The sequence below is a fragment of the Microbacterium marinilacus genome (assembly GCF_019753765.1).
GTDB lineage: Bacteria > Actinomycetota > Actinomycetes > Actinomycetales > Microbacteriaceae > Microbacterium > Microbacterium marinilacus.
Genome location: NZ_JAIJZW010000003.1, coordinates 103,723 through 130,043, shown reverse-complemented (window position 1 = coordinate 130,043; position 26,321 = coordinate 103,723). Strand labels below are relative to the sequence as shown.

Annotated in this window: 27 protein-coding genes; 13 read left to right on the top strand and 14 right to left on the bottom strand. The window is 72.7% G+C overall.

Translation table 11 applies throughout. The annotated features are described in order from the left end of the window. Positions 1–85 precede the first annotated feature (85 nt). Together K5S26_RS06300 and K5S26_RS06295 are read right to left on the bottom strand one after the other, a co-directional pair. A complete protein-coding gene (locus K5S26_RS06300; RefSeq protein WP_221857054.1) occupies positions 86–871 on the bottom strand; it encodes a M56 family metallopeptidase in 786 nt (261 codons plus the stop codon). A 25-nt stretch (positions 872–896) separates the two neighbouring features. After that, on the bottom strand, positions 897–1,259 hold the full coding sequence (locus K5S26_RS06295; protein WP_221857053.1) for a BlaI/MecI/CopY family transcriptional regulator: 363 nt from the start codon (positions 1,257–1,259) through the stop codon (positions 897–899). Between the two features lie 173 nt (positions 1,260–1,432). Between K5S26_RS06295 and K5S26_RS06290 the strand changes: the two genes are divergently transcribed. The 5 genes from K5S26_RS06290 (at position 1,433) to K5S26_RS06270 (ending at position 9,083) form a co-directional block, all read left to right on the top strand. Beyond that, positions 1,433–3,031: a cytochrome ubiquinol oxidase subunit I gene (locus tag K5S26_RS06290; protein WP_221857052.1), complete on the top strand. Its 1,599-nt coding sequence runs from the start codon at positions 1,433–1,435 to the stop codon at positions 3,029–3,031. 54 nt (positions 3,032–3,085) lie between these two features. Further along, positions 3,086–4,138 (top strand): cytochrome d ubiquinol oxidase subunit II, encoded by a 1,053-nt coding sequence (gene cydB, locus K5S26_RS06285; RefSeq protein ID WP_221857051.1) that lies wholly within the window; start codon positions 3,086–3,088, stop codon positions 4,136–4,138. A gap of 143 nt (positions 4,139–4,281) precedes the next feature. Continuing rightward, positions 4,282–7,674 carry a thiol reductant ABC exporter subunit CydC gene (gene cydC / locus K5S26_RS06280; protein WP_221857049.1) on the top strand — a complete coding sequence of 1,131 codons (3,393 nt, stop codon included), beginning with the start codon at positions 4,282–4,284 and terminating at the stop codon, positions 7,672–7,674. 229 nt (positions 7,675–7,903) lie between these two features. Further along, complete coding sequence (locus K5S26_RS06275; protein WP_246603692.1) at positions 7,904–8,272, top strand: avidin-fold protein; 369 nt, start codon at positions 7,904–7,906, stop codon at positions 8,270–8,272. Between the two features lie 136 nt (positions 8,273–8,408). Then, complete coding sequence (locus tag K5S26_RS06270) at positions 8,409–9,083, top strand: HAD family hydrolase (protein ID WP_221857047.1); 675 nt, start codon at positions 8,409–8,411, stop codon at positions 9,081–9,083. A 41-nt stretch (positions 9,084–9,124) separates the two neighbouring features. Here the strand turns inward: K5S26_RS06270 and K5S26_RS06265 are convergent, their stop codons facing one another. Beyond that, on the bottom strand, positions 9,125–9,715 hold the full coding sequence (locus tag K5S26_RS06265) for an Lrp/AsnC family transcriptional regulator (protein WP_221857045.1): 591 nt from the start codon (positions 9,713–9,715) through the stop codon (positions 9,125–9,127). 150 nt (positions 9,716–9,865) lie between these two features. Between K5S26_RS06265 and K5S26_RS06260 the strand changes: the two genes are divergently transcribed. From K5S26_RS06260 to K5S26_RS06240, 5 genes are read left to right on the top strand one after another with little or no spacing between them, the layout of a single operon-like run. Continuing rightward, entirely contained in the window at positions 9,866–11,464 is a 1,599-nt protein-coding gene (locus K5S26_RS06260; RefSeq protein WP_308122810.1) for an ABC transporter substrate-binding protein, read from the top strand. 9 nt (positions 11,465–11,473) lie between these two features. Further along, entirely contained in the window at positions 11,474–12,529 is a 1,056-nt protein-coding gene (locus K5S26_RS06255) for an ABC transporter permease (protein ID WP_221857043.1), read from the top strand. Next, complete coding sequence (locus K5S26_RS06250; RefSeq protein ID WP_221857042.1) at positions 12,526–13,410, top strand: ABC transporter permease; 885 nt, start codon at positions 12,526–12,528, stop codon at positions 13,408–13,410. The genes K5S26_RS06255 and K5S26_RS06250 overlap by 4 nt, the downstream gene beginning before the upstream one ends. Then, on the top strand, positions 13,407–14,201 hold the full coding sequence (locus K5S26_RS06245; protein ID WP_221857040.1) for an ABC transporter ATP-binding protein: 795 nt from the start codon (positions 13,407–13,409) through the stop codon (positions 14,199–14,201). The genes K5S26_RS06250 and K5S26_RS06245 overlap by 4 nt, the downstream gene beginning before the upstream one ends. Then, on the top strand, positions 14,194–15,027 hold the full coding sequence (locus K5S26_RS06240) for an ABC transporter ATP-binding protein (protein WP_221857038.1): 834 nt from the start codon (positions 14,194–14,196) through the stop codon (positions 15,025–15,027). The genes K5S26_RS06245 and K5S26_RS06240 overlap by 8 nt, the downstream gene beginning before the upstream one ends. 150 nt (positions 15,028–15,177) lie before the next feature. Here the strand turns inward: K5S26_RS06240 and pcaC are convergent, their stop codons facing one another. The 7 genes from pcaC to K5S26_RS06205 all read right to left on the bottom strand — a co-directional run bounded on the left by pcaC (position 15,178) and on the right by K5S26_RS06205 (position 20,548). After that, positions 15,178–15,579, bottom strand: coding sequence for a 4-carboxymuconolactone decarboxylase (pcaC, locus tag K5S26_RS06235; RefSeq protein ID WP_221857036.1), 402 nt, complete (start codon positions 15,577–15,579; stop codon positions 15,178–15,180). After that, positions 15,576–16,349 carry an alpha/beta fold hydrolase gene (locus tag K5S26_RS06230; RefSeq protein WP_221857035.1) on the bottom strand — a complete coding sequence of 258 codons (774 nt, stop codon included), beginning with the start codon at positions 16,347–16,349 and terminating at the stop codon, positions 15,576–15,578. Before K5S26_RS06230 ends, pcaC begins: the two co-directional genes overlap by 4 nt. Then, a complete protein-coding gene (locus K5S26_RS06225; protein ID WP_221857034.1) occupies positions 16,346–17,899 on the bottom strand; it encodes a lyase family protein in 1,554 nt (517 codons plus the stop codon). The genes K5S26_RS06230 and K5S26_RS06225 overlap by 4 nt, the downstream gene beginning before the upstream one ends. Then, the gene (gene pcaG / locus K5S26_RS06220; RefSeq protein ID WP_221857033.1) at positions 17,886–18,461 is read right to left on the bottom strand and encodes a protocatechuate 3,4-dioxygenase subunit alpha; all 576 of its coding nucleotides are present in this window, start codon (positions 18,459–18,461) and stop codon (positions 17,886–17,888) included. The genes K5S26_RS06225 and pcaG overlap by 14 nt, the downstream gene beginning before the upstream one ends. 2 nt (positions 18,462–18,463) lie before the next feature. Next, entirely contained in the window at positions 18,464–19,303 is an 840-nt protein-coding gene (gene pcaH, locus K5S26_RS06215) for a protocatechuate 3,4-dioxygenase subunit beta (RefSeq protein WP_221857032.1), read from the bottom strand. 92 nt (positions 19,304–19,395) lie between these two features. Then, positions 19,396–20,007, bottom strand: a complete 612-nt coding sequence (locus K5S26_RS06210) for a DUF4166 domain-containing protein (RefSeq protein WP_221857031.1) — start codon at positions 20,005–20,007, stop codon at positions 19,396–19,398. A 43-nt stretch (positions 20,008–20,050) separates the two neighbouring features. After that, positions 20,051–20,548, bottom strand: coding sequence for a small multidrug efflux protein (locus K5S26_RS06205; RefSeq protein WP_221857030.1), 498 nt, complete (start codon positions 20,546–20,548; stop codon positions 20,051–20,053). 152 nt (positions 20,549–20,700) lie between these two features. Between K5S26_RS06205 and K5S26_RS19145 the strand changes: the two genes are divergently transcribed. After that, positions 20,701–21,963: a sensor histidine kinase gene (locus K5S26_RS19145; RefSeq protein ID WP_221857029.1), complete on the top strand. Its 1,263-nt coding sequence runs from the start codon at positions 20,701–20,703 to the stop codon at positions 21,961–21,963. Then, complete coding sequence (locus tag K5S26_RS06195) at positions 21,960–22,562, top strand: response regulator transcription factor (protein ID WP_221857027.1); 603 nt, start codon at positions 21,960–21,962, stop codon at positions 22,560–22,562. The genes K5S26_RS19145 and K5S26_RS06195 overlap by 4 nt, the downstream gene beginning before the upstream one ends. Positions 22,563–22,571: 9 nt before the next feature. Here K5S26_RS06195 and K5S26_RS06190 read toward each other — a convergent pair whose 3' ends face one another. Then, entirely contained in the window at positions 22,572–23,366 is a 795-nt protein-coding gene (locus K5S26_RS06190) for an IclR family transcriptional regulator (RefSeq protein WP_221857025.1), read from the bottom strand. 148 nt (positions 23,367–23,514) lie between these two features. On the opposite strand from K5S26_RS06190, the gene purU reads away from it, so the two are divergent. Beyond that, a complete protein-coding gene (gene purU / locus K5S26_RS06185) occupies positions 23,515–24,384 on the top strand; it encodes a formyltetrahydrofolate deformylase (protein ID WP_221857023.1) in 870 nt (289 codons plus the stop codon). 44 nt (positions 24,385–24,428) lie between these two features. On the opposite strand, the gene K5S26_RS06180 is transcribed toward purU, so the two are convergent. Genes K5S26_RS06180 through K5S26_RS06170 form a run of 3 tightly spaced genes read right to left on the bottom strand, consistent with a single transcriptional unit; the run spans position 24,429 to position 26,299 of the window. Continuing rightward, positions 24,429–24,779: a HepT-like ribonuclease domain-containing protein gene (locus K5S26_RS06180; RefSeq protein WP_221857021.1), complete on the bottom strand. Its 351-nt coding sequence runs from the start codon at positions 24,777–24,779 to the stop codon at positions 24,429–24,431. Then, entirely contained in the window at positions 24,769–25,074 is a 306-nt protein-coding gene (locus K5S26_RS06175; RefSeq protein ID WP_221857020.1) for a nucleotidyltransferase family protein, read from the bottom strand. Before K5S26_RS06175 ends, K5S26_RS06180 begins: the two co-directional genes overlap by 11 nt. Before the next feature lie 43 nt (positions 25,075–25,117). Then, positions 25,118–26,299 carry a bifunctional 2-methylcitrate synthase/citrate synthase gene (locus K5S26_RS06170; RefSeq protein WP_372454388.1) on the bottom strand — a complete coding sequence of 394 codons (1,182 nt, stop codon included), beginning with the start codon at positions 26,297–26,299 and terminating at the stop codon, positions 25,118–25,120. Positions 26,300–26,321 lie beyond the last annotated feature (22 nt).

Here is a 26,321-nt window from a genome sequence, read left to right as displayed (position 1 = left end):
CGTGACCCGATGTTTCACGCCCCGTTGCGCACGGACGCCTATCCGGATAGGGATGCAGCCAGCACGGTGCATCGCCCCCCCCCGGTCAGGCGGGACGGCGGCCGAGGCGCAGGAAGCGGTCGCGGTGACGGTCGCGGCGGGACGACGCGTGCTCGGCGGGGCCGGTCGGGCCGGCGACGCGCAGGATCGCGCGGGCGAGCACCTCGCCCGACGCGGCCCCCGAGTGCTCGAGCGAACGGCGGGCGCTGTCGTCGGCGCGCATCTCCACGAGCGCCGCCACCTCGGTCTCGGCGCGGGCGGCGATGGGGAACCACGGCAGCGCCTCGCGCCAGGCCTTGAAGGCGACCAGCAGCACCTCGTGCCGCTGCTCGACGTGCGCGCGTTCGTGGGCGATCACCGCGGCGAGCTCATCGGGTGCCAGCTCGTCGAGCAGCCCCTGCGACAGCACCGTGACCGATCCGACGCCGCGCGGCAGGCAGTAGGCCACGGGCGCGGCGTCGTCGAGCACGCGCGTGCGCGCCTGCGTGGGATGCGGGGCCGAGAGCAGCAGCAGCAGCTCGAGGTGCCGCCGGCGCTGCCGCTCGAACTGCACGACGGTGATCGCGAGGTGCACGAGGAGGTACGCGGCGAGCGCGACGGCCGGCAGGGCCGCGAGCATCGGGGCCTCCGGCAGCACGGCGAGGCCGACGAGCCAGAGCGCGCCGATCATCGAGAATCCACCGGCGACCGCGATGACCTGCCAGAGCACCAGGGCGCGGCCGGGCGCGAACGCCGGCCAGGCGGCGCGGGAGAGCAGGATGGGCACGGGCCACGCGAGCAGCACGGCGATGAGGATCAGCGCGCCGGCGGCGGCGAGCTCCAGCAGGGTCATCGGGGGTGCGGCGCCCGCAGCGTGCTCAGACCGCGCCGGCGAGCAGGCGGCGCAGCACCTCGGCGTCCTCGGCCGACACCCCGCCCACGAAGCGCGCGAGGACGGCGCCGCGGTCTCCCGCGTCGCCCAGGACCTCGTGCATCAGCTCGGCGACGTGGTCGACGCGGCTGCCCGTGGCGCTGTAGCGGTGCGGCCTGGCCGAGCGATCGGAGGCGACGAAGCCCTTCTTCTGCAGGCGCGACAGCACCGTGAGCAGCGTCGTGGCCGCCAGCTGGCGGCCCGCCTCGCGCTCCAGGTGCTCCTGCACGTCGTACGCGGTGAGCGCGGCGCCGCTCGCATCCCAGAGCACGTCCATGACTGCGCGCTCGAGTTCACCCAGGCTGCTCATGCGACACCTCCCCGATTTATTGAAGATCCACTCTACCCCTGACTTCTATGCCATGTCGAACCTCTTCGCACCGTCGTAGAACTACTTCTACAGTGTGTAGAATCAGTTCGCCGGAGTACTTTCGGCGTCAGATCGAGGCTCTCCCCCATCGGGCCTCGCACTAGGAGGTCCTCGTGGATCCGCTCGACATCGCCCGCTGGCAGTTCGGCATCACGACCGTCTACCACTTCCTCATGGTCCCGCTCACGCTGGGCCTCGGCGCCACCGTCGCCATCCTGCAGACGGCGTGGGTGCGCACAGGCGACGAGCGCTGGCTCCGGATGACGAAGTTCTGGGGGAAGCTCTTCCTCATCAACTTCATCGTCGGCGTCGCCACCGGCCTCGTGCAGGAGTTCCAGTTCGGCATGGCATGGAGCGAGTACTCCCGCTTCGTCGGCGACGTCTTCGGCGCCCCGCTCGCGCTGGAGGGTCTGCTCGCCTTCTTCGCCGAGTCGACGTTCCTCGGCGCCTGGATCTTCGGCTGGGGCCGCCTGCGCAAGGGCGTGCACCTGGCCACGATCTGGCTGGCGGCGATCGGCTCCTGGGTCTCGGCGTACTTCATCATCGTCGCAAACTCCTGGATGCAGCACCCCGTCGGCGTCGAGCTCGGCGAGGACGGCCGGCCCGTGATGACGGACATCTGGGCCGTGCTGACCAACAACACCGCGCTCGCGGCCTTCTCACACACGATCGCCGGCGCCCTCATGGTCGCGGGCATGTTCCTGCTCGGCATCAGCTGGTACCACCTGTGGCGTCGGCGCCGCGACGGCATCGACACCGTCGACGCGGACGGCCGCGTCGTGATCGGCGCGCACCCGGAGATCGCCGGTCGCGACGAGAAGGACCACGGGGTCTGGATCCGCTCCCTGCGGATCGGCGCGGTCGTCGCGATCGTCGGCTTCGGCGCCGTCGCCCTCACCGGCGACATCCAGGGCAAGCTCATGTACGAGCAGCAGCCCATGAAGATGGCCGCGGCCGAGGCCGCCTGCCACAGCGGATCGTCGTTCTCGGTGCTGTCGCTCGGCGACCCCGGCTCGACCGACTGCGACTCGGTCATCACCCTCATCGAGATCCCGGGCGTCCTGGGCTTCCTCGGAAAGGGCGACTTCGGCGCCGAGATGCCGGGCATCAACGAGCTGCAGCCGCAGTACGTCGACAAGTACGGCGAGACGCTCCCGGACGACGCGCTGTACGGCGACCGCGCCGGGTCGGAGATCACCTACGTGCCCGTGATGTGGGTCACGTACTGGGGCTTCCGTCTCATGATCGGCCTGGGCGCCATCCCCGCCTTCGCGGCCGTCGTCGCCCTCTGGATGACCCGCAAGGGCACCGTGCCGTCGTCCGCATGGATCATGCGCCTCGCCCTGCTCGGCATCTCGGCGCCGTTCGCCGCCAACATCGCGGGCTGGATCTTCACCGAGATGGGACGTCAGCCCTTCGTGGTGGCGCCGAACCCCGACCCGAGCGGCGTCGACGGGGTGTTCATGTTCACGGCGGCGGCGGTCTCGCCCGGCACCACGGTGGGCGAGCTGCTGTTCTCGGTGATCTCCCTCACCGCCGTCTACGGCGTGATGCTCGTCATCGAGGTGTTCCTGCTCGTGAAGTACATCCGCGGCGGCACGGTCGGCGCGATGCCCGAGCTGGCGCATCACGACGACACCGGAGACGGCGACGACCGGCCGTCCGGCCCCGACGGCGACCGACGAGACGACGTGCTCGCGTTCGCCTACTGATCCGGCCTGAGCCGAGACCCGAACTGAGATCTGAGAAGAAGAAGGACGTCTGACATGGAACCCCTCCCCATCGTCTGGTTCGTCGCGATCGGCGTGCTCTGGATCGGCTTCCTGCTGCTCGAGGGCTTCGACCTCGGCGTCGGCATGCACATGATCTTCAGCGCCCGGAAGGACCCGGCGCACCGCGAGAACGACCGCCGCGTCATGCTGAACACCATCGGGCCCGTGTGGGACGGCAACGAGGTGTGGCTGATCACGGCGGGAGCGGCCATCTTCGCGGCGTTCCCCATGTGGTACGCCTCGCTGTTCTCCGCCCTGTACATCCCCCTGACCATCACGCTGATCGCCCTGATCCTGCGCGCGGTGAGCATCGAGTACCGCGGCAAGATGGCCGACCCCCGCTGGTCGACCTTCTGGACGTGGGCGCTGGGCCTCGGCTCGCTGGTCGTCGCGTTCTGCATCGGCGCCGCGCTCGCCATCACCTCGACGGGCCTGCCCCTCGACGCCAACGGCGACCGCGTCGGCCACCCCTTCGTGTGGCTCACCGTGCCGGCGGTGCTGGGCGGCCTCGGCGTCGTCGGCTTCGCGCTGACCCACGGCGCCACATTCCTCGCGCTGAAGAGCGACGGCCCCGTGCGCGAGCGCGCCGCGCGCTTCGCCGCGACCTGGGGCCCGGTGGCCCTCGCCCCGGCGGCGCTGTGGGCGCTGTGGGTGCAGTTCCAGCACGGCGGCTCCGTCCTGTCCTGGGCGCTCGTAGTGCTGGCCGTCGCCGGCGCGGCGTTCGGCTGGTGGAACGCTCGCGCACGACGCGAGGGCCTCGCGTTCACGGGCTACGCCTCGTTCATGCTGTTCGGCGCGGGCGCGATCTTCGCCGCCATGTTCCCGAACGTGCTGCCGTCCAGCCTCGACCCGGCCAACAGCCTGACCGTCTGGAACGCATCCAGCGGGACGTACACGCTCACCGTCATGACGATCGTGGCGGCCGTGGGCCTGCCGATCGTGATCGGCTACCAGGCCTGGTCGTACTGGGTGTTCCGCAAGCGCGTGACGCCCGGAGCGATCCCGGACGCGCACTCGTTCGTGCCGGCGATCCTGCGCGCGAAGTGAGGCGATAGCCGCACCGAGACGCCCGAGAACGGGCGCGCACCGACCGCGCACCGGTCGGGACGCATACTGGTCGGGCGGCGCCCCTCCGGCCGGGCGGCCGTCCGCGCCGGCCGGGACGCGCCGCCGACGGCGAGCAGGGATTCATGGTGAGTGAGCAGAGGTCCATGGTGGGAGAGCGGGTCGCCGCGACGACGGAGGATGTGCCGCGCACGCCCAGCCACGACCCGTGGGAGATCGAGGCGGCGCGACCGAAGCGACCCGTGACCCGCCCCGAGCTCGGACCGGTGCGGCCGCCCGCGCTGCTCGCGCTCGGCGTGCTCGCGGCGCTGCGCGCGCTCGGCCTGGTGCTGGTCGCGACGGCGATCGCGGCGGGCATCTCCGGGCTGCAGCGGGGAGAGCTCGACCCGCGCGCGATCCTGCTGCCGGGCGCGCTCGGCGCGGTGCTGCGGGCGGGCGCGGGCTGGGCCTCCGACGTCGTCGCGCGACGCATCGCGATCGCGGTCAAGACCTCGCTGCGACGCGACCTGTGGCGGCGGATCGCCCACGGACCGTCCGCCGCCGGCGAGGGCGACGCGGCCGTCCTCGCGACCGACGGCCTCGAGGACCTCGACGACTACTACGTCCGCAGCCTCCCCGCCATGATCGCGGCGGTCGTCGTGCCGGCGATCGTCGGCCTGCGCATCCTCGGCGCCGACTGGGTCAGCGCGCTCATCGTCGTGCTCACCGTGCCGCTGATCCCGTTCTTCATGGCGCTCATCGGCCGGCACACGCAGGCCCGCACCGACGAGGCGCTCGGAGCGCTGACGCGCCTCGCCGATCACCTGACCGAGCTCGCCCGCGGACTGCCCGTGCTGGTCGGGCTCGGCCGCGTCGCCGAGCAGTCGGACGCGCTCGACGGCATCCAGCGCTCCTACCGGTCCCGCACCCAGCAGACGCTGCGACAGGCGTTCCTGTCGGCTCTGGCGCTCGAGCTGATCGCCACGATCTCCGTCGCCGTCGTCGCCGTGTTCCTCGGCCTGCGCCTGATGCAGGGCGGCATCGGCCTCGAGGCCGCGCTGCTGGTGCTGATCCTGGCACCCGAATGCTTCACCGTCCTGCGCGACGTCGGCACCGCCTTCCACGCCTCGCAGGACGGCCTGTCGGCGCTGCAGCGCGTGCGCGAGATCCTCGGCGCGCGACCGGCCGGACCGGCGGACCAGGTGTCGGCGGGGTCCGCGGGAGCGGCGGCCAAGGATCGGACGATCGCGGTGCGCGGGCTGACCGTGCGCTACGCGGGGCGGGACGAGCCGGCCATCGAGGCCGTCGACGCCGACCTCTCCGGGATCGTCGCGATCGCGGGGCCGAGCGGGTCGGGCAAGTCGACCCTGCTCGCCGCGCTCACCGGCACGCTGCCCGGCGACGCGGAGGTCACGGGGACGATGCACGGCGCCGACGCCGACGCGACGGCCTGGGCGCCCCAGGCTCCGCACGGCTTCGCCGCCACCCCGCGCGACGAGCTGGCGCTCTACGGCGCCGAGCCCCTCGCCGCGCTCGAGGAGCTCGGCCTGGCACACGTCGCGGAGGCGAGCATCGCCGAGCTGAGCCCGGGCGAGCTGCGCCGCCTCGCGGTCGCCCGCGCCCTCGCGCGCGTCGACCGGGGCGCGACGCTCCTGGTGCTCGACGAGCCGACCGCACACCTGGATCCCTCCGCCGCCGACCGGGTCCGCGCCGCGATCCGGCGCCGCGCCGACCGGGCGACCATCGTGCTGGCCACCCACGAGCCGGAGACGCTCGCCCTGGCCGAGCAGCGGGTGGAGGTCACCGGAGGCGTGGAGGGTTTCGACTCGCTCCGCTCGCTCGACGACCAGGTGGGGGTGGGGGAGGACAAGGCGTCCTTCCCTGCTGTCCCCTCCAGACCTCTGCTGGTCGAGCGAGGGAGCGAAGCGACCGAGTCGAGACCCCCCAAACCCGCCAGCGCCCTCGCCCCGTGGATCGTCGGCGTGCTCCTGGCCTTCGCCGCCGTCGGCCTGGGGCTCTCCCTGAGCGCCGTCTCGGGGTGGCTGATCGTTCGTGCGAGCGTCGAGGAGTACATCATGTACCTGCTCGTCGCGATCGTCGGCGTGCGGTTCTTCGGCATCGGACGATCGGTCGCCCGATACGCCGAACGGCTGTTCACGCACGAGGCGGCGTTCCGGGTGGTCGACGCGCTGCGCCTGCGGATGTGGCGGGCCATCGCCGCCCGCGGCGCCGGGTCGCGCCGGCTGCTCGAGGGCGGGTCGCCGGTCGACTACCTGGTGGTGCTGGCAGACGGCCTGCGCGACCTGCTGCCCCGCGTGATCCCGCCGCTCGTCGTCGGCGTGCTGTCCGTCCTCGGCATCGGCCTCACGACCGCCCTGGTGCTGCCGGCCATCGCGTGGCAGGTCCTCGCGACGCTGGTCGTCGCCACCGGCGCGGCCGCCGCGCTCGCGATCGCCACGGGCCGCGGCGCGCAGCACGCGCGTGTCTCCAACCGCTCGGCGATCGTGCGCGGCACCGCGGCGCTCAGCGCTGCCGCCGCGGATCTGCGCGGCAACGGCGTGGCCGACCGCGCGCTGGACACGCTGGCGGAGGCCGACACCCGCCTGGCACTGGCCGAGCGTCGCGTGGCCTGGGCGGCGGGCCTCGGCACGGCGGTCGTCGTGCTCGCGACCACGCTGCTGGCCGTGGCGGTGCCCGTGCTCGCGCCCGGGTCGCGCGCCGAGCTCGCCTGCGTCATCGCCCTGCTGGCGCTCGCCGCGCTCGAGCCGTTGGCCGACCTCGTCGCCGCCGCGCACCGCCTCCCGGCGCTCCGCGAGATCCGCTCGCGCATCGCGCCGCTCCTCGCCGACCCGCCGTCCGTCCAGGCCGGCGCCGTCGTCCCGCGGCGACCCGTCCGCGAGCTCCGTCTCGACGGGCTCGCCGCGCGCTACCCGGGGACGGAGACGGACGTGTTCGGCGGCGTGGAGGGCACGGCGCGCGCCGGCGAGTGGCTCGTGGTCGCCGGCCCGAGCGGCTCGGGCAAGTCCACGCTGCTGTCCGTCGTGATGGGTGCTCTGCCCGCCGCGTCCGGCGCCGTGCGGGTGGACGGCGTGCCGCTGACCGAGATCGACGCCGACGCGTGGCGCTCGCGCGTGGCGTGGTGCCCGCAGGATGCGTACGTGTTCGACTCGACGCTGCGCGGAAACCTGCTGCTGGCCCGGTCGCGTCGGGACGCGCCCGGCGACGAGGAGATGTCCGCCGTGCTGCGTCGGGCGGGTCTCGGACCGCTGCTGAGCCGGCTGCCGGACGGGCTCGACACCCGCGTCGGTCCGGGCGGCTCCGCCCTCTCGGGAGGCGAGCGTCAGCGCCTCGCCATCGCCCGTGCCCTGCTCACCCAGGCCGAGGTCATCCTCTTGGACGAGCCGACGGCGCACCTCGACGCCCCCACCGCGGCCGCCATGATGTCCGACATCCGTCGCGCGACGTCCGACCGCGTCGTGCTGCTCGTCTCGCACCGCGCCGACGACCGGCGGGCGGGCGACCGCGCGATCTCCCTGTGACGGCGACGACCGCTGCGGACGACCCCGCCCACCGCCGCCCGGGCACCGGCGGGCGACACCCCCGGCGCCCCGGAATCGGAGAGATCCACGCCGTAGGACCCATCCCGCCCATCCGCTCCTACGGCGTGGATGTCTCCTACGGCGCGGGCGCACCGTGAGCGCCTCACGACGGCCGGGGGCGGGCGGGGCCGCGGGCGGGCGCCGCCGCGCGCACGACATAATCGCAGGCATGGTCTCCCCCGCTCTGCACTCCCCCTCTCTGCCCTCCCTCGACGGCCGCGTCTTCAAGATGGTCTCCTCCACCACCTCGACCGTCGACCCCGACGCCCCGAGCGTGTTCACCTACCACGAGCGCGACGGCCTGCTGTGGGGCGAGTACACGGGCGACACCGTGACCATCGGCCGCTTCGTGGGCTCGCGCGAAGGGGACCGGATCCACGTCCGGTTCGGTCACGTGCTCGTCGCCGACGGCTCGGTCGTCACGGGAGAGGGCGAGAGCGATGTCGTCAGCGAGGACGGCGTGCTGCGCCTGATCGAGCACTACGAGATGCACGGAGCGCCGCAGCTCAGCGTCTGCGTCGAGGTCCCCGCGGCCTGATCCCGGCTGGCTAGCGCCGTCGACGCGGCCGGGACACCAGCCACCGATTCCTCGATGCGCTCGTCGTCCGAGTCCATGAAGGGCCGCTGAGCGACGGGGCGAGTTCTAGTCTGGGCAGATGGGAGCCTTACGGGCCGTGTGCTTCGACCTGGACGGCACCCTGTTCGATCACCACGGCTCTGCCCGAGTGGGGGCAACCCGCTTCCTTGAAAGCTTGGGCCTGGCACCCACGGAGGCACTGCTCAGCGCGTGGTTCGATGCCGAAGCCGCGCAGTTCGAGCGTTGGCGTTCCGGAGAGATCAGCTTCCGCGATCAGCGACGGCAACGTCTCCGCACCGTGCTCCCGTCGCTTGGTTACCGACTTCCCTCGAGCGACGACGACGTGGATTCGCTCTTCGAGCGTTACCTCCGCTTGTACCGATCGGCCTGGCGAGCGTTTCCAGGCAGTTCGGCCCTGCTGCATGAACTTCGGGAACGGGGATACCGTCTAGGCCTTCTCACCAATGGGGCCGAGGAGCAGCAGCTCGACAAGCTCGCTCGCACCGGTCTCGAGCACGCATTCGACGTGATCTGCATCTCCGAACGCATCGGGTTCCAAAAGCCGGATGAACGCGCCTTCCTCACGCTGGCGAAGGACCTGGATGTCCACGTCGCCGAGTGCCTTTTCATCGGCGATAGTGCTGAGCATGATGTCCGCGGCGCCCGTTCCGCAGGAATGCGAAGCCTGTTGATCAACCACGATTCAGACGAAGCGGTCGACATCAAGACGGCCGTGATCACGTGCATCGAGGACAGCGCCGATGCTCAGTAGTGGTCGTCGTCTGCTTCGAGCCGTGGAACGCCCTGCATCTCTCAGCCGCGGTCGGGCAGCGCGTCGCGTCCCTCGGCGGCGCGCGTCCACCGGGTCATCCCGAGCCGCGCGACGCTCGGGCGCTCCGGCAGGTCGGCGGGCAGCACGTACGGCCGGCGCACCACCTCGTCGAGCACGACGACGCTGACGACCGCCTTGACCTCGGGCAGCCCGGCCACGACGCCCGTGGCGAAGTCGTGCACGCCGCCGACGTCCGTCGCGCGGATCAGCAGCATCGCGTCGTGCTCGCCGGTGGTCACCGCGCAGTACTCGACCTCCGCCATCTCCACGAGCGCCTCCCGGAACGACGCCCACGACTGCGGGTGCACGGTGACGAACACGAGGGCGCAGATCGACAGCCCCACCTTCGCCGGATCGACGCGGGCCGAGAAGCCGGTGATCACGCCGTCCTGCAGCAGGGCCTCCACGCGGGAGTACGCCGTGGCGCGCGAGATCCCGATCCTCTCGGCGAGCGCGGCGATCGGGATCCGCCCGTCGTCGCGCAGCACGTCGAGGATCCGCGAGCCGACCTCGTCGACGGACGGCGCACTTTGTCCAGCCGGAGACGCACCTCGCACTCGTTGTGTAGACATATTGTCGAACCAAGCCCCTTCACCGCGGACGATCTCTCGTCCACTGCCTACCACGTTGGACAGAAAGTCCGCGAGCGTGTCAATCTGAATCACCGTCGTCCATGTTCCCCACCTCGGACGCCCTTCCCCCTTCGCCCCCAGGAGGCACCTGTGCACACCCGAAACCGCACAGCGGCGATCGCCCTCGGCGCCATCGCCGCCCTGACCCTGACCCTTGCCGGCTGCTCCGGCGGCAACTCGGCCGCCCCGAGCGACGATGCGTCGTCGAGCGCCGGCGGCACGCTGGTCGTCGACACCGCGTTCTCGATCGAGACGGCCGACCCCGGCCACACCTACGACCCCACGGGTAACATGCTCGCCAAGGCGCTCTACGAGACGCTCGTGGACTTCGAGGGCTCCGACGTCACCACGCCCGTTCCCGGCCTCGCGACGTGGGAGCAGAACGACGACGCCACCGAGTTCACGTTCACGCTCGAGGACGGCCGCGTCTTCTCCGACGGCAGCGCCGTCGACGCCGACGACGTGGTCTTCTCGCTGCAGCGCATCCAGGGCATGGCCGAGGCCAAGCCGAACTTCCTGCTCGCCGGCGTGACGATCGAGAAGGTCGACGACACGACCGTCCGCTTCACGACCGAGACCCCGCTGCTCCAGCTGCCCGCTATCCTCGCCAACCCCGCGCTCGGCATCGTCAACGCCGAGGTCGTGCAGGAGAACGGCGGAGCGACCGACGGCGCCGACACGGCGCAGGAGTTCCTCGACGGCGAGTCGGCCGGCTCGGGCCCGTTCGTGCTCGACACCCTCGACCTGACCTCGCAGATCGTGCTGACGAAGAACCCCGAGTACAGCGGCGAGGAGGAAGCCGCCTATGACCGCGTGGTGATCCGCAACGTCACCGAGAGCGCCACGCAGCTGATCAACCTGCAGGGCGGCGACACCATGGTGGCCATGGACCTCAACGGCGACCAGGTCGCCGGACTCGCCCACGGCTTCACGGTCGACTCCGTGCCGTCGGGACAGACGATCTTCCTGCTGCTGAACCAGTCGTCCGACGTCGCCGGCGACCTCGCGAACGTCGAGCTGGCGGAGGCCGTGCGCTACGGGCTCGACTACGACGCGCTGCTCGAGCTCGCCGGCGCGGGCGCCACGCAGGCGACCGGCGTCATCCCCGCCGGCTTCGAGGGCGCGCTGTCCGAGGGCGTCGAGCGCGACACGGAGCGCGCGGAGGCCGCCCTGGCCGAGTCGGGCTACGACGGCCAGACCCTGCGCCTGCAGTTCCCGAACGACTACCCGGTCGGCGGCGTGGAGTTCACCCCGCTCGCCGAGCGGATCCAGGCGCAGCTCGCCGAGATCGGCCTCACGGTGGAGCTCGCGCCCGCCCCGTTCGCCACCGAGCTCGACGCGTACGTCGGCGGGACCGAGGCGTTCGGCCTCTGGTTCTGGGGCCCCGACTACGCGGACTCGGCGAACTTCCTGCCGTTCGCCCCGGGCCTGAAGGTGGGCCTGCGCAGCGGCTGGGACGCCGACGCCGACACCGAGATCGCCGACCTCGCCGCCCAGGCGGCGAGCGCGACCGACACGGACGAGCGGGCCACCACGTTCACGGAGTTCGCCGAGGCGATGCAGGAGCGCGGCCCGTTCGTGCCGCTCATCGTGCCCGGCCGCAACATCGCCACCTCGGACGAGGTCACCGGCGCGGTCTACAACTCGGTCTGGGACGTGGACCTGGCCGAGATCGCCCCCGCGGGCTGATCCTCCGCGGTGACAGCCACTCCCACCCGCAGGCGCCCGGCGAGGTCTCCCCTCGCCGGGTACCTGCTGCGCCGTCTCGGCACCTCGGTGCTGCTGCTGATCGGCGTCACGGTCGTGACGTTCCTCCTCACCAACCTGGTGCCGGGCGACCCCGTCTCGGCGGCGCTCGGCGAGGGCGCCTCGCAGAACCCGGCGACGCGAGAGGCGTTCATCCGCGAGCGGGGACTCGACCAGCCCCTGATCGTGCAGTACTTCCTGTACATGTCGGGCCTGCTGCGCGGCGACCTGGGCCGCTCCCTGGTGACCGGACGCGCCGTGACCACCGACCTGCAGTCGGCCGTCCCGGCGACGATCGAGATCGCGGTCGCGGCGATCGTCCTGAGCCTCGTCGTGAGCATCGTCCTCGGCACGCTCGCGGCCTACCGGCGCGGCCTCGTCGCCGACCAGGTCGTGCGCGTCGTCACCCTCGTGGGCCTCAGCGTCCCCACGTTCTGGCTCGCGCTGGTGAGCTACTACGTGTTCTTCCTGCAGCTGCGCATCGCGCCCGGATCGGGCCGCACCTCGGCGACCATCACCCCGCCGCCGACGGTCACGGGGCTGTACACGGTCGACTACATCCTGGACGGCGACGGCGTGGGACTGATGGACGCGCTCGCGCACCTCGCGCTGCCGGTGCTGGTGCTGTCGCTCGTCACGGTCGGCCTGCTGACGCGCTTCATCCGCACGTCCGTGCTGGAGGTGCTGTCGAGCGACTACGTGCGCGCGGCGCGCGCCAAGGGCCTCGGGGGCGCGCGCATCGTGCTCGGCTACGTGCTGCGCGGCGCCTCGCTGCCGATCCTCACGGTGGTGGGCGTGGCCTTCGGGTCGCTGCTGTCCGGCACGGTGCTGGTCGAGTCGGTCTTCGCCTGGCCGGGTCTCGGCACCTACGCCTACAACTCGGCCGCGAACCTCGACCTGCCCGGGGTGATGGGCGTCGGCCTCGTCGTCGGCGTGATCTACCTCGTCATCAACTTCGTCGTCGACCTGCTCTACGGCGTGCTCGACCCGAGGGTGAGGCTCGCATGAGGTTCCGCTTCCGCTGGCCGCGCGCCTGGCGCACCCCGCTCGGCGTCATCGGCACCGTGATCGCCGCCGCCTGGGTGGTGGTGGCGTTCACCGCGCAGTGGTGGGTGCCGTTCGACCCGATCGCGCAGGGCCTGCCGCGCCTGCAGCCGCCCGGCGGCGAGACGCTGCTCGGCACCGACGGCACGGGCCGCGACGTCTTCTCGCGGCTGATGGCCGGCGCCACCGTGACGATCCCGCTGGCGCTCATGCTGGTCGCCGCCGCGATGGTGGTCGGAACCGTCGTCGGCGCCGTGGCCGGCTACTTCGGCCGGTGGGTCGACGAGACGCTGATGCGCATCACCGACCTGGTGATGGCGTTCCCGACCGTGATCCTCGCGATGGTGGTCGCCGCGTCGCTCGGCCCGTCGCTGTTCAACGCCGTGATCGCGGCGATCGTGGTCTCGTGGCCGCAGTACGCGCGCGTCACGAGGAGCCTCGTGCTGGGCCTGCGCTCGCAGAACTACGTCGTGGCCGGCCGCCTGCTCGGGCACTCGCCGCTGCGCAGCCTCGCGATCGACATCCTGCCGAACATCGCCGGCCCCATGCTGGTGCTGGCGACCCTCGACCTGGGCGCCGCGATCCTGCTGCTGTCCGGGCTGTCTTTCCTCGGGCTGGGCGCACAGCCGCCGACGGCGGAGTGGGGGTCGATGATCTCCGCGGCGATCCAGAACTTCGACGCGTGGTGGCTGGGGGTCTTCCCCGGCCTGGCGATCCTGACGGTCGTCATGGCGTTCAACTTCCTGGGCGACGCGCTGCGGGACATCCTCGACCCGACCGCCGAGATCGTGCACGACAAGCAGTCCGAGCGCGGCGCCGAGCCGAAGACGGAGGCGGTCGCATGAGCGTGCTGAGCATCCGCGATCTGACGATCGAGATCGGCCGTCCGCTCGTGCACGGCGTCTCGCTCGAGCTCGAGGCGGGCCGCGTGCAGGGCCTCGCGGGCGAGTCGGGCTCGGGCAAGACGCTGACCTCGCTCGCGGTGCTCGGCCTGCTCCCGCGCCAGGCCCGCACCGGCGGCTCGGTCACCCTCGAGGGGCAGGAGCTGCTCGGCATGACGCGCCGGCAGCTGAACCGGGTGCGGGGATCGCGGATCGCCATGGTGTTCCAGGATCCGTCGGCGTCGCTGCACCCGCAGCTGACCATCGAGCAGCAGCTGACCGATCACGTCCGCACGCACCTCGGACTCGACCGGCGGGCGGCGCGCACGCGCGCGATCGAGCTGCTGGAGCGCGTGCAGGTGCCGCGGGCCGAGGAGTCGCTGGGCCGCTACCCGCACCAGTTCTCGGGCGGTCAGCGCCAGCGCATCGCGATCGCGTGCGCCCTCGCGTGCGACCCGGACGTGCTGCTCGCCGACGAGCCGACCACGGCGCTCGACGTCACGGTGCAGGCGGGCATCCTCGGGCTGCTGCGCGACCTGACCGTCGAGCGCCAGCTGGCGGTGCTGCTCGTCACCCACGACCTGGGGGTGATGAGCGCGATCGCCGACGACATCGCGGTGATGCGCGACGGCAGGATCGTCGAGGCGGCCGACCGCGCGACGCTCTTCGCGCACCCCAGCGATCCGTACACGCGCCGGCTGCTCGCCGCCCTCCCGGGCGCGGCGCTGCGGGAGGAGGACGTCGCAGATGAGTGAGTTCGTGCTGGACGCACGGGACGTGGTGGTGCGCTACCCCGGGTCGCCGCCCGTCGTCGGCGTCGACGGGGTGTCGCTGCGGGTCGCGCCGGGCGAGACCGTCGCGCTGGTGGGCGAGAGCGGCAGCGGCAAGTCGAGCTTCGCCCGCGCGGTGGTCGGCATCGAGCGCGCCGCCGAGGGGTCCGTGCTCTTCGACGGCCGGCCGGTCGCGCGGCTCGGCCTGCGTCGCCGGGCGCCGCAGCTGACGGGCATCCAGATGGTGTTCCAGGACCCGTCGACCTCGCTCAACCCGCGACGTCGCGTCGGCGATCAGATCGCGGACGGGGTGCGCGCCGCCGCGGCGCGCGGCGCGCAGGCGTCGCGGCCGGCGGAGTGGCTGGAGCGCGTCGGCCTCGACCCCGCCTGGGTGTCCCGCTGGCCGCACCAGCTCTCGGGCGGGCAGAAGCAGCGCGTCGCGATCGCCCGCGCCCTCGCGGCGCGGCCGCGCCTGCTGGTCGCCGACGAGCCGATCTCCGCGCTCGATGCGTCCACGCAGTCGAGCGTCGCCCGCCTGATGCGCGACCTCGTGGCCGAGCTGGGGGCCGGCATGCTCTTCATCTCGCACGACCTCGCCGTGGTGCGCCGCATCGCCCACCGCACGCACGTGATGTACGCGGGCGCGGTGCTCGAGCACGGCGACACGGCCGAGCTCTGGCGCGCCCCGCGGCATCCGTACACCCGCGCGCTGCTCGCGGCCGTCCCGGAGCCCGACGGCGCGGGCCGCATCCCGGTGGCCCCCACGGCGGACGAACGGGCCGCCTGGGCCACCGTCCCGCCCATCGCCTGATCCGGGCCTCCTCGACGCGCACCACCACGGAATCGGAGAGATCCACCCCGTAGGAGCGATCCCGCGCGTCCGCTCCTACGGCGTGGACATCCCCGACGGGGCGGGCGGCGGAAGGCGGACGAGCAGGGGCCGCGACCGCGGCCCGCGCGCTCAGGCGTCGTCGCCGAAGACCTCGTTGGCGATGCGGAAGGCGGTGTTGGCCGCCGGGACGCCGGAGTAGATCGCCGACTGCAGGATGACCTCGCGGATCTCGTCGACCGTCAGGCCGTTGCGGATCGCGGCCCGCAGGTGCATCGCGAGCTCCTCGTGGTGTCCGTGGGCGATCAGCGACGACAGCACGGCGACCGAGCGTGCGCGACGGTCGAGCCCGGGACGCGACCAGACGTCGCCCCAGGCGACGCGGGTGATGAAGTCCTGGAAGTCGGCGCTCAGCTCGGTCTGGTTCGCGGTCGCGCGGTCGACGTGCTCGGCGGACAGCACCTCGCGGCGCACCGCCATGCCCTGGTCGTAGCGCTCCTCGTCGGAGAGCCCGGAGCCCTGCGGACGGCTCATCGCGCACCCCCGAAGAAGTCGCGCAGCACCGCCGCGACCTCGTCCGGGCGCTCGGCGGGCGCGAGGTGCGACGCGTCGTCGATGCGCGCGAGGCGTCCGTCGCGCACGCCGTCGGCGATCGCGCGGGCGTGCTCCTCGGGCGAGACCCCGTCGTGCTCGCCGTACACCGCCAGCAGCGGCGTCGCGATCTCGCCGAGGCGCGCGGTCACGTCGTACCGCGCGAGGGCGTCGCAGCACAGCGCGTAGCTGGCGTCGTCGGCGTCGCGCAGGGTGTGCAGCAGGCGGCCGGTCAGCACGGGACGTCGCTCGATGGATCCGGGGGCGAACCAGCGCTGCGCCGACCCGACGATGAGCGAACCGGTGCCCTGGGTGCGCACCTGTGCGGCCCGCTGCGACCAGGCCTCCGGGTCGCCGAACCTCGGCGACGCGCAGACGATGGCGGCCCGAGCGACGACCTCCGGATGGCGCAGCAGCAGCTCGAGCCCGGTCGCGCCGCCCAGCGAGACGCCGGCGTACAGGGCCGGTGCGCCCAGCTCGCGGATGCCCTCGGCGACCGCGTCGGCCAGCTCGCCGATCGTGAACGCCGCCGTCGCCGGAGCCGACGCGCCGTGCCCCGGCAGGTCCCAGGACGCGACGCGGAAGGATCCCGCGAGGAGCGGCACCACGTCCTCCCAAAGGATGCTCGACGTGCCGAGCGACGGGCCGAGCACCAGCAGGGGCGCGCCGTCGGCCCCGACCGGGGCGGTGAACGTGAGGGCGGGCTGCGTCATCGGTCGTCCTCTCGGCGGGAGGCCGGGGTGCGGGGCGGATCCGCCTGGAACGGATCGCCGAAGGGGTCGAAGCCGGCGCGGCGCGGCGCGGGCTCGGGAAGGCGCGAGCCGTCGTCGAACGGATCGTACGGCCCCGGCCGCTCGTCGGCGGCGGGCGCGGTCGGATCGACGATCTCCACGTGCGGCGCGTCGCCGAGGTCGCCGTCCACGAGGCGACCGGCGAGGCCTGTGTAGGCGGCCGGGTCGAGCAGGTCGTCGATGCCCGCGGGCACCGCGGTGTTGGCGGCCGCGAGCGCGTTGTGCACGAGCAGGCCGAGGTCGCCGCCGAGGCCCGCGCTCCGGACGATCTCGGCGACCTTGTCGGCACCGAGGATCGGCCCCAGCACGATCGAGAGCCTCTCCGAGACGATCAGCCCCCGGGTCGCGTCGAGGTTGCGCGCCGCCGCCGCGGAGTCGGCGCGCAGGCCCTCGGCGAGGTCCGCGGCGTGCGCGGCGGCGCCGAGCGCGAGGCGCAGCAGCTCGCGCAGCGTGGGCCACTCGACGTGCCACGCGCCGTCGGGGCGCTCGTCGACCGCCAGCGCCGCGGCGGTGTGCAGCGTCGCGGCGAGATGGGGCGCGCGCAGCGCCGCCGACCGGATCAGCACCGACCGCGCGGGGTTCTGCTTCTGCGGCATCGCCGACGACCCGCCGCCCGTCGCCTCCGCGAGCTCGCCGATCTCGGTGCGGGAGAGCGTGGCGACGTCCGCGGCGAGGACGCCGAGGGCGTCGAGCGCCTGCACGAGGGCGTCGCCGAGCTCGGTCACGGGCCAGCGCGCGGTGTGCCAGGGCGCGTCGGGGGCGGCGAGCCCCGTCGCCTCCGCGAGCGCCGCGGGCAGGCGCGACGCCCGGTCCTCGCCGATCAGCTCGACGAAGGACGCGAGCGTGCCGCCGGCGCCGCCGAGCTGGGCGGGCAGCGCGTCGCGGGCGGCTGCGAGGCGCAGGCGCGCACGGCGGACGGCGCGTGCCCAGTTCGCCGCGCGCAGGCCGCTCGTGGTCGGGACGGCGTGCTGGGTGAGCGTGCGCGCGGCGGCGACCTGGTCGCGGTGTCCGCGCGCGAAGCGGTCGAGGGCGTCGAGCGTCTCGTCGAGCCGCCCGATCACCGTGCCGGCCGCGGCCTTCGCCACCACCATCAGCGCCGTGTCGAGGATGTCCTGGCTCGTCGCCCCGCGATGCACCCACGGGCGCACGATCAGCCCGGCGTCCGCGCGCAGGCGCTTCACGAGCGGGATGACGGGGTTGCCGCCCGCCACGCCGTCGAGGGCGATGCCGCGCACGTCGTCCGCGCGCAGCTCGCGGGCCTCGTCCAGCACGGCGGTCCGCTGGGCCGGGGGCAGCTGGTCGAACGCGCCGACGGCCGCGTACGCCTCGATCAGCGCCCGCTCCGTGGCGACGAGCGCCTCGAGCAGCGCGCGGTCCGCGACCGCGGCCTCGTGCCCGGCGGTGACGGGCGAGATGAGCCCGTCGTCGAACGAGGATGCGTCGGACGGCGACGCGCTCCTATCGGAATGCAATGAAGGCAGTCTCCTTGTCGCCCTGCAGGTGGATGTCGTGGCGAAGGTACCCCTCCGGCGTGCGTGTCGCGATGAGCGACGCGCGCTCCTCCTCGGTCAGACCGCTCAGGAACGGGTCGGCGGCGCGCAGGTCCTCGTGCTCGGGCAGGTAGATGCGCGTGTGCAGCTTGTCCGGCAGGCCGCGGGCGTAGATGACGGCCGCGATGAACGGCGCGCCCGTCCTCCCGTCGGGGCCCTCGACGGGGCCGGGGTCGCGGGTCCAGAAGTGGTAGACGCCGTCGTCGGTCGTCATCGTGCGGCCGAATCCGGTGAACGTGTGGCCGTCACGGTGCAGCGAGCCGCGCGCGGTCGGCACGGTCCCGTCGCTGTCGGCGCCGAAGATCTCCACGACGGAGTCCGGGATCGGGGCGCCCGCACCGTCGTACACGGTGCCGGAGAGCACGATCGCGCCCGGGCTGTGCGGGAAGGCGACCTCGCTCATCCGGTCGTACTCCAGGCCGAACTTGAAGAACGGCCCGATGGTCTGGCCCGCGGTGGGCTCGAGGATCCTCTCGCGCGACATGATCAGTGCTCCGCTCCGTTTCCGTGAGAGTCCGGCTCGGGCTCGAACCAGGTGGCGTCGGGGCCGTCGACGACGATGTCCCAGCGGTAGCCCATCGAGAACTCCGGCACGGTCAGGTCGTGGTCGTACGTCGCGATCAGGCGGTCGCGGTCCTTCTGGTCGTGGATCGTGTTGTAGATCGGGTCGAGCGCGAACAGGGGGTCGCCCGGGAAGTACATCTGCGTGATGATCCGCTGCGTGAAGCCCGAGCCGAACACCGAGAAGTGGATGTGCGCGGGCCGCCAGGCGTTGAGGTGGTTCTTCCACGGGTACGGCCCGGGCTTGATGGTCGTGAAGTGGTACGTGCCCTCGTCGTCGGTGACGGTGCGGCCGGCGCCGGTGAAGTGGGGGTCGAGGGGGGCCGGGTGCTGGTCGCGCTGGTGGATGTAGCGACCGGCGGCGTTGGCCTGCCACACCTCGATCAGCTGGTTGCGGACGGGACGGCCCCAGCTGTCGAGCAGGCGCCCGGTGACGGTGATGCGCTCGCCCTGGGGCTCGCCGCGGTGCTGCAACGTGAGGTCCGACTCGATGGCCGCGACGTCGCGCTGGCCGAAGGCGGGCGAGAACAGCTCGATCGTCTCGGGGTCGACCAGTCGCGGGTTCTTCGTGGGGTGGCGCAGCAGGCTCGAGCGGTACGGCGCGAAGTCGCGCAGCGACCTGTTCAGCGTCTCCCCCGCCGCGACCTGCGCCGCCGCCTCCGCGTGGCGCTCCTGGATCTCGGCCGTGATCTGCGACTGGGGAGGGAAGTCCGCGGAACGCAGCAGCGACTCCGGCGCAGCCGCCTGGGACGCGGTGTCGGTCATGACGTCTCCTTCGACGATTCGGGTGCCCCCAGGCTGACACCGCGTTTTCGCCGGATCCCGAGTTTCTCCCACTCAGTGGGAATACAGGCGCCTCAGCTCTCGTCCAGTGGAAGCACCTCGTAGGTGAACGAGCCCGAGTATTCGTACACCCGGCCGATCACGGGCATCTCGATCTCGACGTCCACGTGCTGCACGCCGTCGAACCGCTCGACGAGCCGGATGCGCGGCGAGATCGGGCGCGGGATCCGCAGCCGCAGGCCCCCGAAGCGCACGCCGACCCGCTCGCTCGTCAGCACGAGCGCGCCGTCCACGACGTCGACGCGGAACCGCGCGGCCACCGCCCCGCTTCGGCCGAGCGTGTCCACGAGGGCGCCACGTGGGGAGAGCCCCACCGCATCGGTCATGGTCCACGTGCGGCCGGTCAGGCGGAACTCCCGTCGCGCCGCCGTGCGCCCGCCGGCCGTGCGGTTCTCGACGCGGAACGGCACGTCGCGCTCCCACCCCGCGAACGCGACCCCGTCGCGCTCGAAGACGCGCAGCAGCGGCCGCAGCAGACGGTTGCGCGTGCCGGCGACGCGGAAGACGCCCTCGCCGACGCCGACCGATCCGGCGGGAACGGCCCGGAAGTAGCTCTGCAGCACCGGGTGCAGGAGCGCGAGCCGCGCACCCAGCGCCCGTTCGTACGGGCTCTGCACGGCGCTCACGCCCTCACCATACGGGTCCGCGCAGTCGCCGGGATGCTCGCGCTCAGCCCGCGGCGACCCGGATCACGCCGGTGATGATGAGCGTCAGAGCGGTGGTCCACAGGACGATGGCGGCGGCCTGCCAGATCAGGATGCGCCCCTTCGCGACGCCGGCGCCGGCCAGCATGACCGCCGTGAAGTGCGTCGGCAGCAGCAGGGGGCCGAGCAGGCTCACGCCGGGCACGCCGTAGCGGGCGAACGCGCGCTGGAACTTCTCGCGGCGCGGCGAGGGGGCGCGCTGCTCGCGGCGCGCGGCGATCGCCGAGCGCACGCCCGCGCCGAGGAGGACGACCAGCGCCACGCAGACGAAGTTGCCGACGGCCGCCGACACCGCCGCCAGCACGGGGTGGATGCCGCCGATGATGCCGATCGCCGCGGCCCCCTCTCCCTCGATGAACGGCACCGCCCCCGCGAGCGCGACCACGACGGGCTGCAGGACCACCGGGACCTGGCTCACCAGGTCCTGGAAGCCGAGGATGAGGTCTGCGACGGGATTGGACATGTTCGTCTCCTTGATCGATGCGGGCGGCGCCCGCGAGCACATCTCCATCCGATCGCCGCGGCCGTCGTCCCGGCAGTGCCGCCCCGTCACCGGGCAGCGTGAGGATCGAGCGCCCCACCCGTGACTTCTGTCATGGGCCTAGGGTTCTCAGCGTGACCGTGCGGCCGATGACACCCCAGGCGGAGGGCGCGCCCCGCGCCGTCCAGGGCCACGGCGTCGCCGCGACGTGGTGGTACACCTTCGGCTCGGTCGTGATGTTCGTCGCCATGTACCTGTCCATCTGGGCCGTGGCGGTGCTCGCGGTCGGCACGTGGCCGGCGCGGATCGCCTACGCGGCGGCGGCGCTGGTGTGGACGGTCGCGTTCGTGGCGCTCGGCATCGCCTACCGCCACGCCGAGCGTCTGCGCGAGCTGCGCATCGGCTGGACCCGCGCCGGACTGATCGCGATCGGAGCGCTGGCCGCCGGGGGCGTCTCGATGGCCGTGGGCGCGCTGACGCCGTTCGCCGCGCTGTCGCTCGTTCTCGTCTGCCTGCTGCCGTGGCCACGGGGCATCCGGGCGCGCGTCACGGCGCTCTGCACGATCCTCATCGTGCCGCTCGCCTGGATCGACGCCGGGCGGGTGGCGCCGCAGGACGACGACGTCCAGGCGGTCACCGCCTGGTTCATGCTGCTCGCGTTCGCCGTGGTGCTGCCGTTCACCGTGGTCAGCATGCTGTGGTGGTGGGACATCGTGCGCGAGCTGGACCGCGCACGCGCGGCGGAGGCGCGCCTGGCCGCGACGCAGGAGCGCCTGCGGCTGGCGGGCGACGTCCACGACCTGCAGGGGCATCACCTCCAGGTGATCGCCCTGCAGCTCGAGCTCGCCGAGCGCCTGCTGCACGACGATCCCGGCGCGGCCCTGCCGCACCTGCGGGCGGCGCAGCGCTCGGTCGACGACGCCCGCAGCGGCACGCGCGAGCTCGCCACGCGTTTCCGGGGCGTGCCGCTGCCGGACGAGCTCGCGAACGCCGCCGACCTGCTGCGCGCGGCGGGCCTGCGGGTCGAGCTCCGCGTCTCGCCGGACGCCGCGGACGCGCCGCAGGAGGTGCTGGGCCCGGTGGTACGCGAGAGCACGACCAACATCCTCAAGCACGGGGGCGGCCGTTCGGCCACGCTCTCACTGGATCGTGGCGACCGCCAGGGCGCCTGGCTGTTCCGGGCGCTGAACGACGTCCCGGCGGACGCCGGCGCAGCGGAGAGCGGTGCGGCGGAGAGCGGTGCGGCGGCCGGGTCCGAGGCGAGCGGCTCAGGGCTGAGCGGGATGGCCGAGCGCGTCGCTCAGGCGGGCGGCAGCCTGCGCGCGGCCGCCCGCGGCAGAACGTTCGAGCTCGTCGCCGAGGTGCCGCACGGGCAGGCGCAGGGAGCGCTCGCATGATCCGCGTGCTGATCGCCGACGACGAGGAGATGATCCGCACCGCGCTCGCGGCGCTGCTGCGTCTCGAGCCCGACATCGAGATCGTGGCGGAGTGCGCCGACGGCGAGCAGGCGGTGGCCGAGGCCACGCGCCTGACGCCGGACGTCTGCCTCTTCGACGTGGAGATGCCCGGGCTCGACGGCATCGACGCCGCCGAGCGGCTGCGCCGCACCGTCCCCACGCGCGTGGTCGCGGTCACGCGGCATGCGCGGCCGGGCGTGCTGCGACGCGCTCTCGCCGCGGGGGTGCAGGGCTTCATGCCGAAGTCGCGTCGCGCGCAGGACGTCGCCGAGGTCATCCGCCGGGTGGCGGCGGGGCAGCGCTACGTCGACCCGGAGATCGCGGCCGACGCGCTGTCGGACGAGCGCAGCCCGCTCACCGACCGCGAGCTCGCCGTGCTGCGGGCGGGCGCACACGGTGAGACCACGGTCCGGATCGCGGCGTCGCTGCACCTGTCGCCCGGCACCGTGCGCAACCACGTGTCGTCCATCCTCGGCAAGCTGCACCTGGACACGCGGCAGCAGGCCGTTCTGGAGGCCCGCCGGCGCGGCTGGATCTGAGCGGGCCCGTCAGAGCGCGCGCAGCGCACGACCGAGGTCGGCGGCCGTCTGGGTCACCAGCGCCCCGAGACGCCGGGTGTCGGCGCCGTCGATGCGGGTGACCACCCCGAGGGCGGCCGGCGGCAGGCCGGCGATCGAGCCGACCGGCGCGGCGACCGACACGTTGCCGAGCGTCATCTCCTCGCGGGTGGTCGCGTAGCCGCGTGCGCGGGCACGGTCGATCTCCATCCGGATCGCGTCCGGCTCGGTGATCGAGTACATCGTCTCGCGCTCCAGCGGCTGTGCCAGGAAGCGGTCGATCCAGTCGCCGCTCTGCATGGCCAGCAGCGCCTTGCCGACACCGGTCGTGTGCAACGGCTGCCGGCCGCCCATGCGGCTGAGGGTCGGGATGGACCCGCGGCCGGTGAGCCGTCCGACGTACAGCGCGGTCGCCCGCTCGGGCGCGGGGGCGTCGAGCACCGCCAGGTGCACGTTCTCGCCCGTCGCCTCGTACAGGCGCGTCATATAGGGCAGCGCGGTCTCGCGCAGCCTGAGCGCGAGGGGGGACAGCTCTCCGAGCTCCCACAGCCGCACTCCCACCGCGTAGCGGCGCCCGGGCGTGCGGGAGAGCAGCCCCAGGTCGAGCATCTGGGCGAGGATCCGGTGCAGCGTCGACGAGGAGAGCCCGGTCAGGGCCCCCAGCCGAGAGGCGGACAGCTCCGGCTCGTCGGCCGTGAAGCAGCCCAGGATCCGCATGGTGCGCGAGAGCATTCCATCGGCATCCACGGAGGCCGAATCGATCTCGCGAATCGTTCCGGTCGTCATGTGGTCAGGCTAACCAGGGGCGAGGACGCCGAGGCAAGGCCTTGACTATCGACACGATGAACGCAAGCCGGTATCTCGGACGCCGGGATCACGCGGATGAGAGCGGTCCCACTGAGTGGCGGTCCCCCGACGCCGATAGGGTTGTCGGATGCGGATCGACGGCCTCACCGACCATGCCTGCCTCATCGTCTCCGGCCCGGACCAGCCCGGCGTGGTCGCCGCGGTCGCCGCCCTCGTGGCGCGCCACGAGGGCAACATCGTCTCGCTCGACCAGCACTCGACCGACCCCGTCGGCGGCGACTTCTTCCAGCGCGTCGTGTTCCACCGCACCGGCCTCGCCGACGCCTTCCCGCAGCTCGAGGAGGACCTCGCGGCGACGCTCGGGCCGTTCGGCATGACGTGGACGCTGCGCGACCAGTCGGTGCCGAAGCGCATGGCGATCCTGGCCTCCACCGAGGACCACTGCCTGCTCGACCTGCTGTGGCGTCACCGCCGCGGCTCCCTGCCGGTGGACGTCCCGATGGTGATCTCGAACCACACCCGCACCGCTGAGGACGTCGCGTCGTTCGGCGTGCCGTTCGTGCACGTGCCCGCGCAGCCGGGCCCCGACAAAAGCGCTGCCGAGGCCGAGATCCTGCGCCACCTCGACGGCCGGGTCGACGTCGTCGTGCTCGCCCGCTACATGCAGATCCTCTCGGGCGACTTCCTGCAGAAGGTCGGCGTGCCCGTCATCAACATCCACCACTCGTTCCTGCCCGCCTTCATCGGCGCGAACCCGTACCAGAAGGCCAAGGACAGGGGCGTCAAGCTGATCGGCGCGACCGCCCACTACGTCACCGAGGACCTCGACGAGGGCCCGATCATCGAGCAGGACGTCGTCCGCGTCACCCACGCCGACTCGACCCCGGAGCTGCGCCGGCGCGGCGCCGACGTCGAGCGGGCGGTGCTGTCGCGCGCCGTGCTGTGGCACGCCCAGGACCGCGTGATCCGCCACGGCAACCACACCATCGTCTTCTGACGCGCCGCGTGGAGGGCGGAGCGACCGGCGGCCGACCCGCTGCGCTACAGGGGATCGGCTTCAGCCAGCAAGAGGTCCAGATCAGCGATCAGCGGTTCGATGTACCTCGTGACGACGGCCCACACAGTTTCATAGTCGACGTCACCGTACTCGTGTGCGATGACGTTGCGCACCCCGATGATCTTGCTCAGTTCCGGGATCCGCATCGCCGTCTCAAGGTCGTCGCGGCGAAGGCGGGACAGCGCCTCGCCGAGGATCTCGAGCTGCCGTTCGACTGCCGAGCGGAGGAGCAGATCGGCGAAGAACCGTTCCTTCTTCACGCCGTCGGTGAACGTTCGCACGGCCTTTGCGGCCTCGACGGCATCCCAGAGCAGCTTCGCGCTCTCAAGCCGCATACACGTCCTGAGCGCTCCCGAAGGCGGACTTCTTGAAGAAGGGGTTCCGCACCGCGTCGGCGACGACGAGGTCGACATCGCGCCCGACGATCTCGGTGAGCGCGTCCTTGAGCCCCAGGTAGTCCTCCAGCCGATCATCGCGATCCGGATGGAAGTCGACGAGGAAGTCCACATCGCTGCGCGACGAGTCGAACCGATCCGTCAGCGCCGACCCGAACACGCGAAGCCGACGCACACCGAATCGCTCGCTGGCGCGAGCGATGGCTTCGCCGTCGAGTGGCACCCCGGTGACCATGCCTCCAGTGTCCCAGATCACCGTCCGCGGAGCGAGGCCTCGGTCAGGAGGCCTCCTCGGGGCGGCTGCGCAGCTCGTCGTCCGTCTCGTCGGGCGTGTAGCCGGGCACGTGCCGCTCCTCGGGCCCCACGTACTCGGACAGGGGCCGGATGAGCGCGTTGGAGCCCTGCTGCTCCAGGATGTGCGCAGTCCAGCCCGTCACGCGGGCGGCGACGAACAGCGGGGTGAACGTCACGGTGTCGAAGCCCATCAGGCTGTAGGCCGGCCCGGACGGGTAGTCGAGGTTGGGGTAGATGCCCTTGCGGTCCACGAACTCCCGCTCCAGCGTCTCGGTGAGCTCGGCCACCTCGGGACGCCCGTAGTGCTCGACGAGCGCGTCGAGCGCCCGCTTCATGGTCGGCACACGGGAGTCGCCGCGCTTGTAGACGCGGTGCCCGAAGCCCATGATCTTGCGCTTCTCGGCGAGGGCCTCGTCGAGCCAGGGGCCGACGCGCGACGCGTCGCCGATCTCGTCGAACACGTGCATCACCGCCTCGTTGGCACCGCCGTGCAGCGGGCCCTTGAGCGCCCCGATCGCGCCGACGACCGCCGAGTACAGGTCGCTGAGGGTCGACGCGATGACGCGGGCGGTGAACGTCGACGCGTTGAACGAGTGCTCGGCGTACAGGGTCAGCGACCGGTTCAGGGCGTCGACCACGGTGCCGTGCGGCTCCTCGCCGAACGTCATCCAGAGCAGGTTGGCGGGGTAGTCGAGGTCGTCGCGCGGCTCGACCGGTTCGAGGCCCCGGCGGCGGCGCTGTCCGTACGCCACGAGTGCGGGCAGCGCGGCGAACAGCCGGACGCTGCGCTCGACGTTCTGCTCAGGCGTGCCGACGGCCTCGAGCACGTTGTCGGTGCCCGCCGTCGCGGCCGCCCCCAGCACGCTGACGGCGGTGCGCAGCTCGTCCATGGGGTGCGCCGACACGGGCTGCGCGTCGATGACCGCCCGCACCTCGGGGGCGAGGGCGCGGTGGGCGCGCTCAGCCGCCCTCAGCGCGGCGAGCTCCGCGTCGTCCGGGAGCTCGCCGTGCCACAGCAGGTGCGCCACGGCCTCGAAGGGCTGCGTGTCGGCGAGCTGCTGCACCGGGTAGCCCCGGTAGAGCAGCGAGTTGGTCTCGGGGTTCACCTTCGAGATCGCGGTCTCGTCGGCGACGACGCCCACGAGCCCCTTCCTGATGTCGGTCATCGTCAGCTCCTCTGGTGGCGAC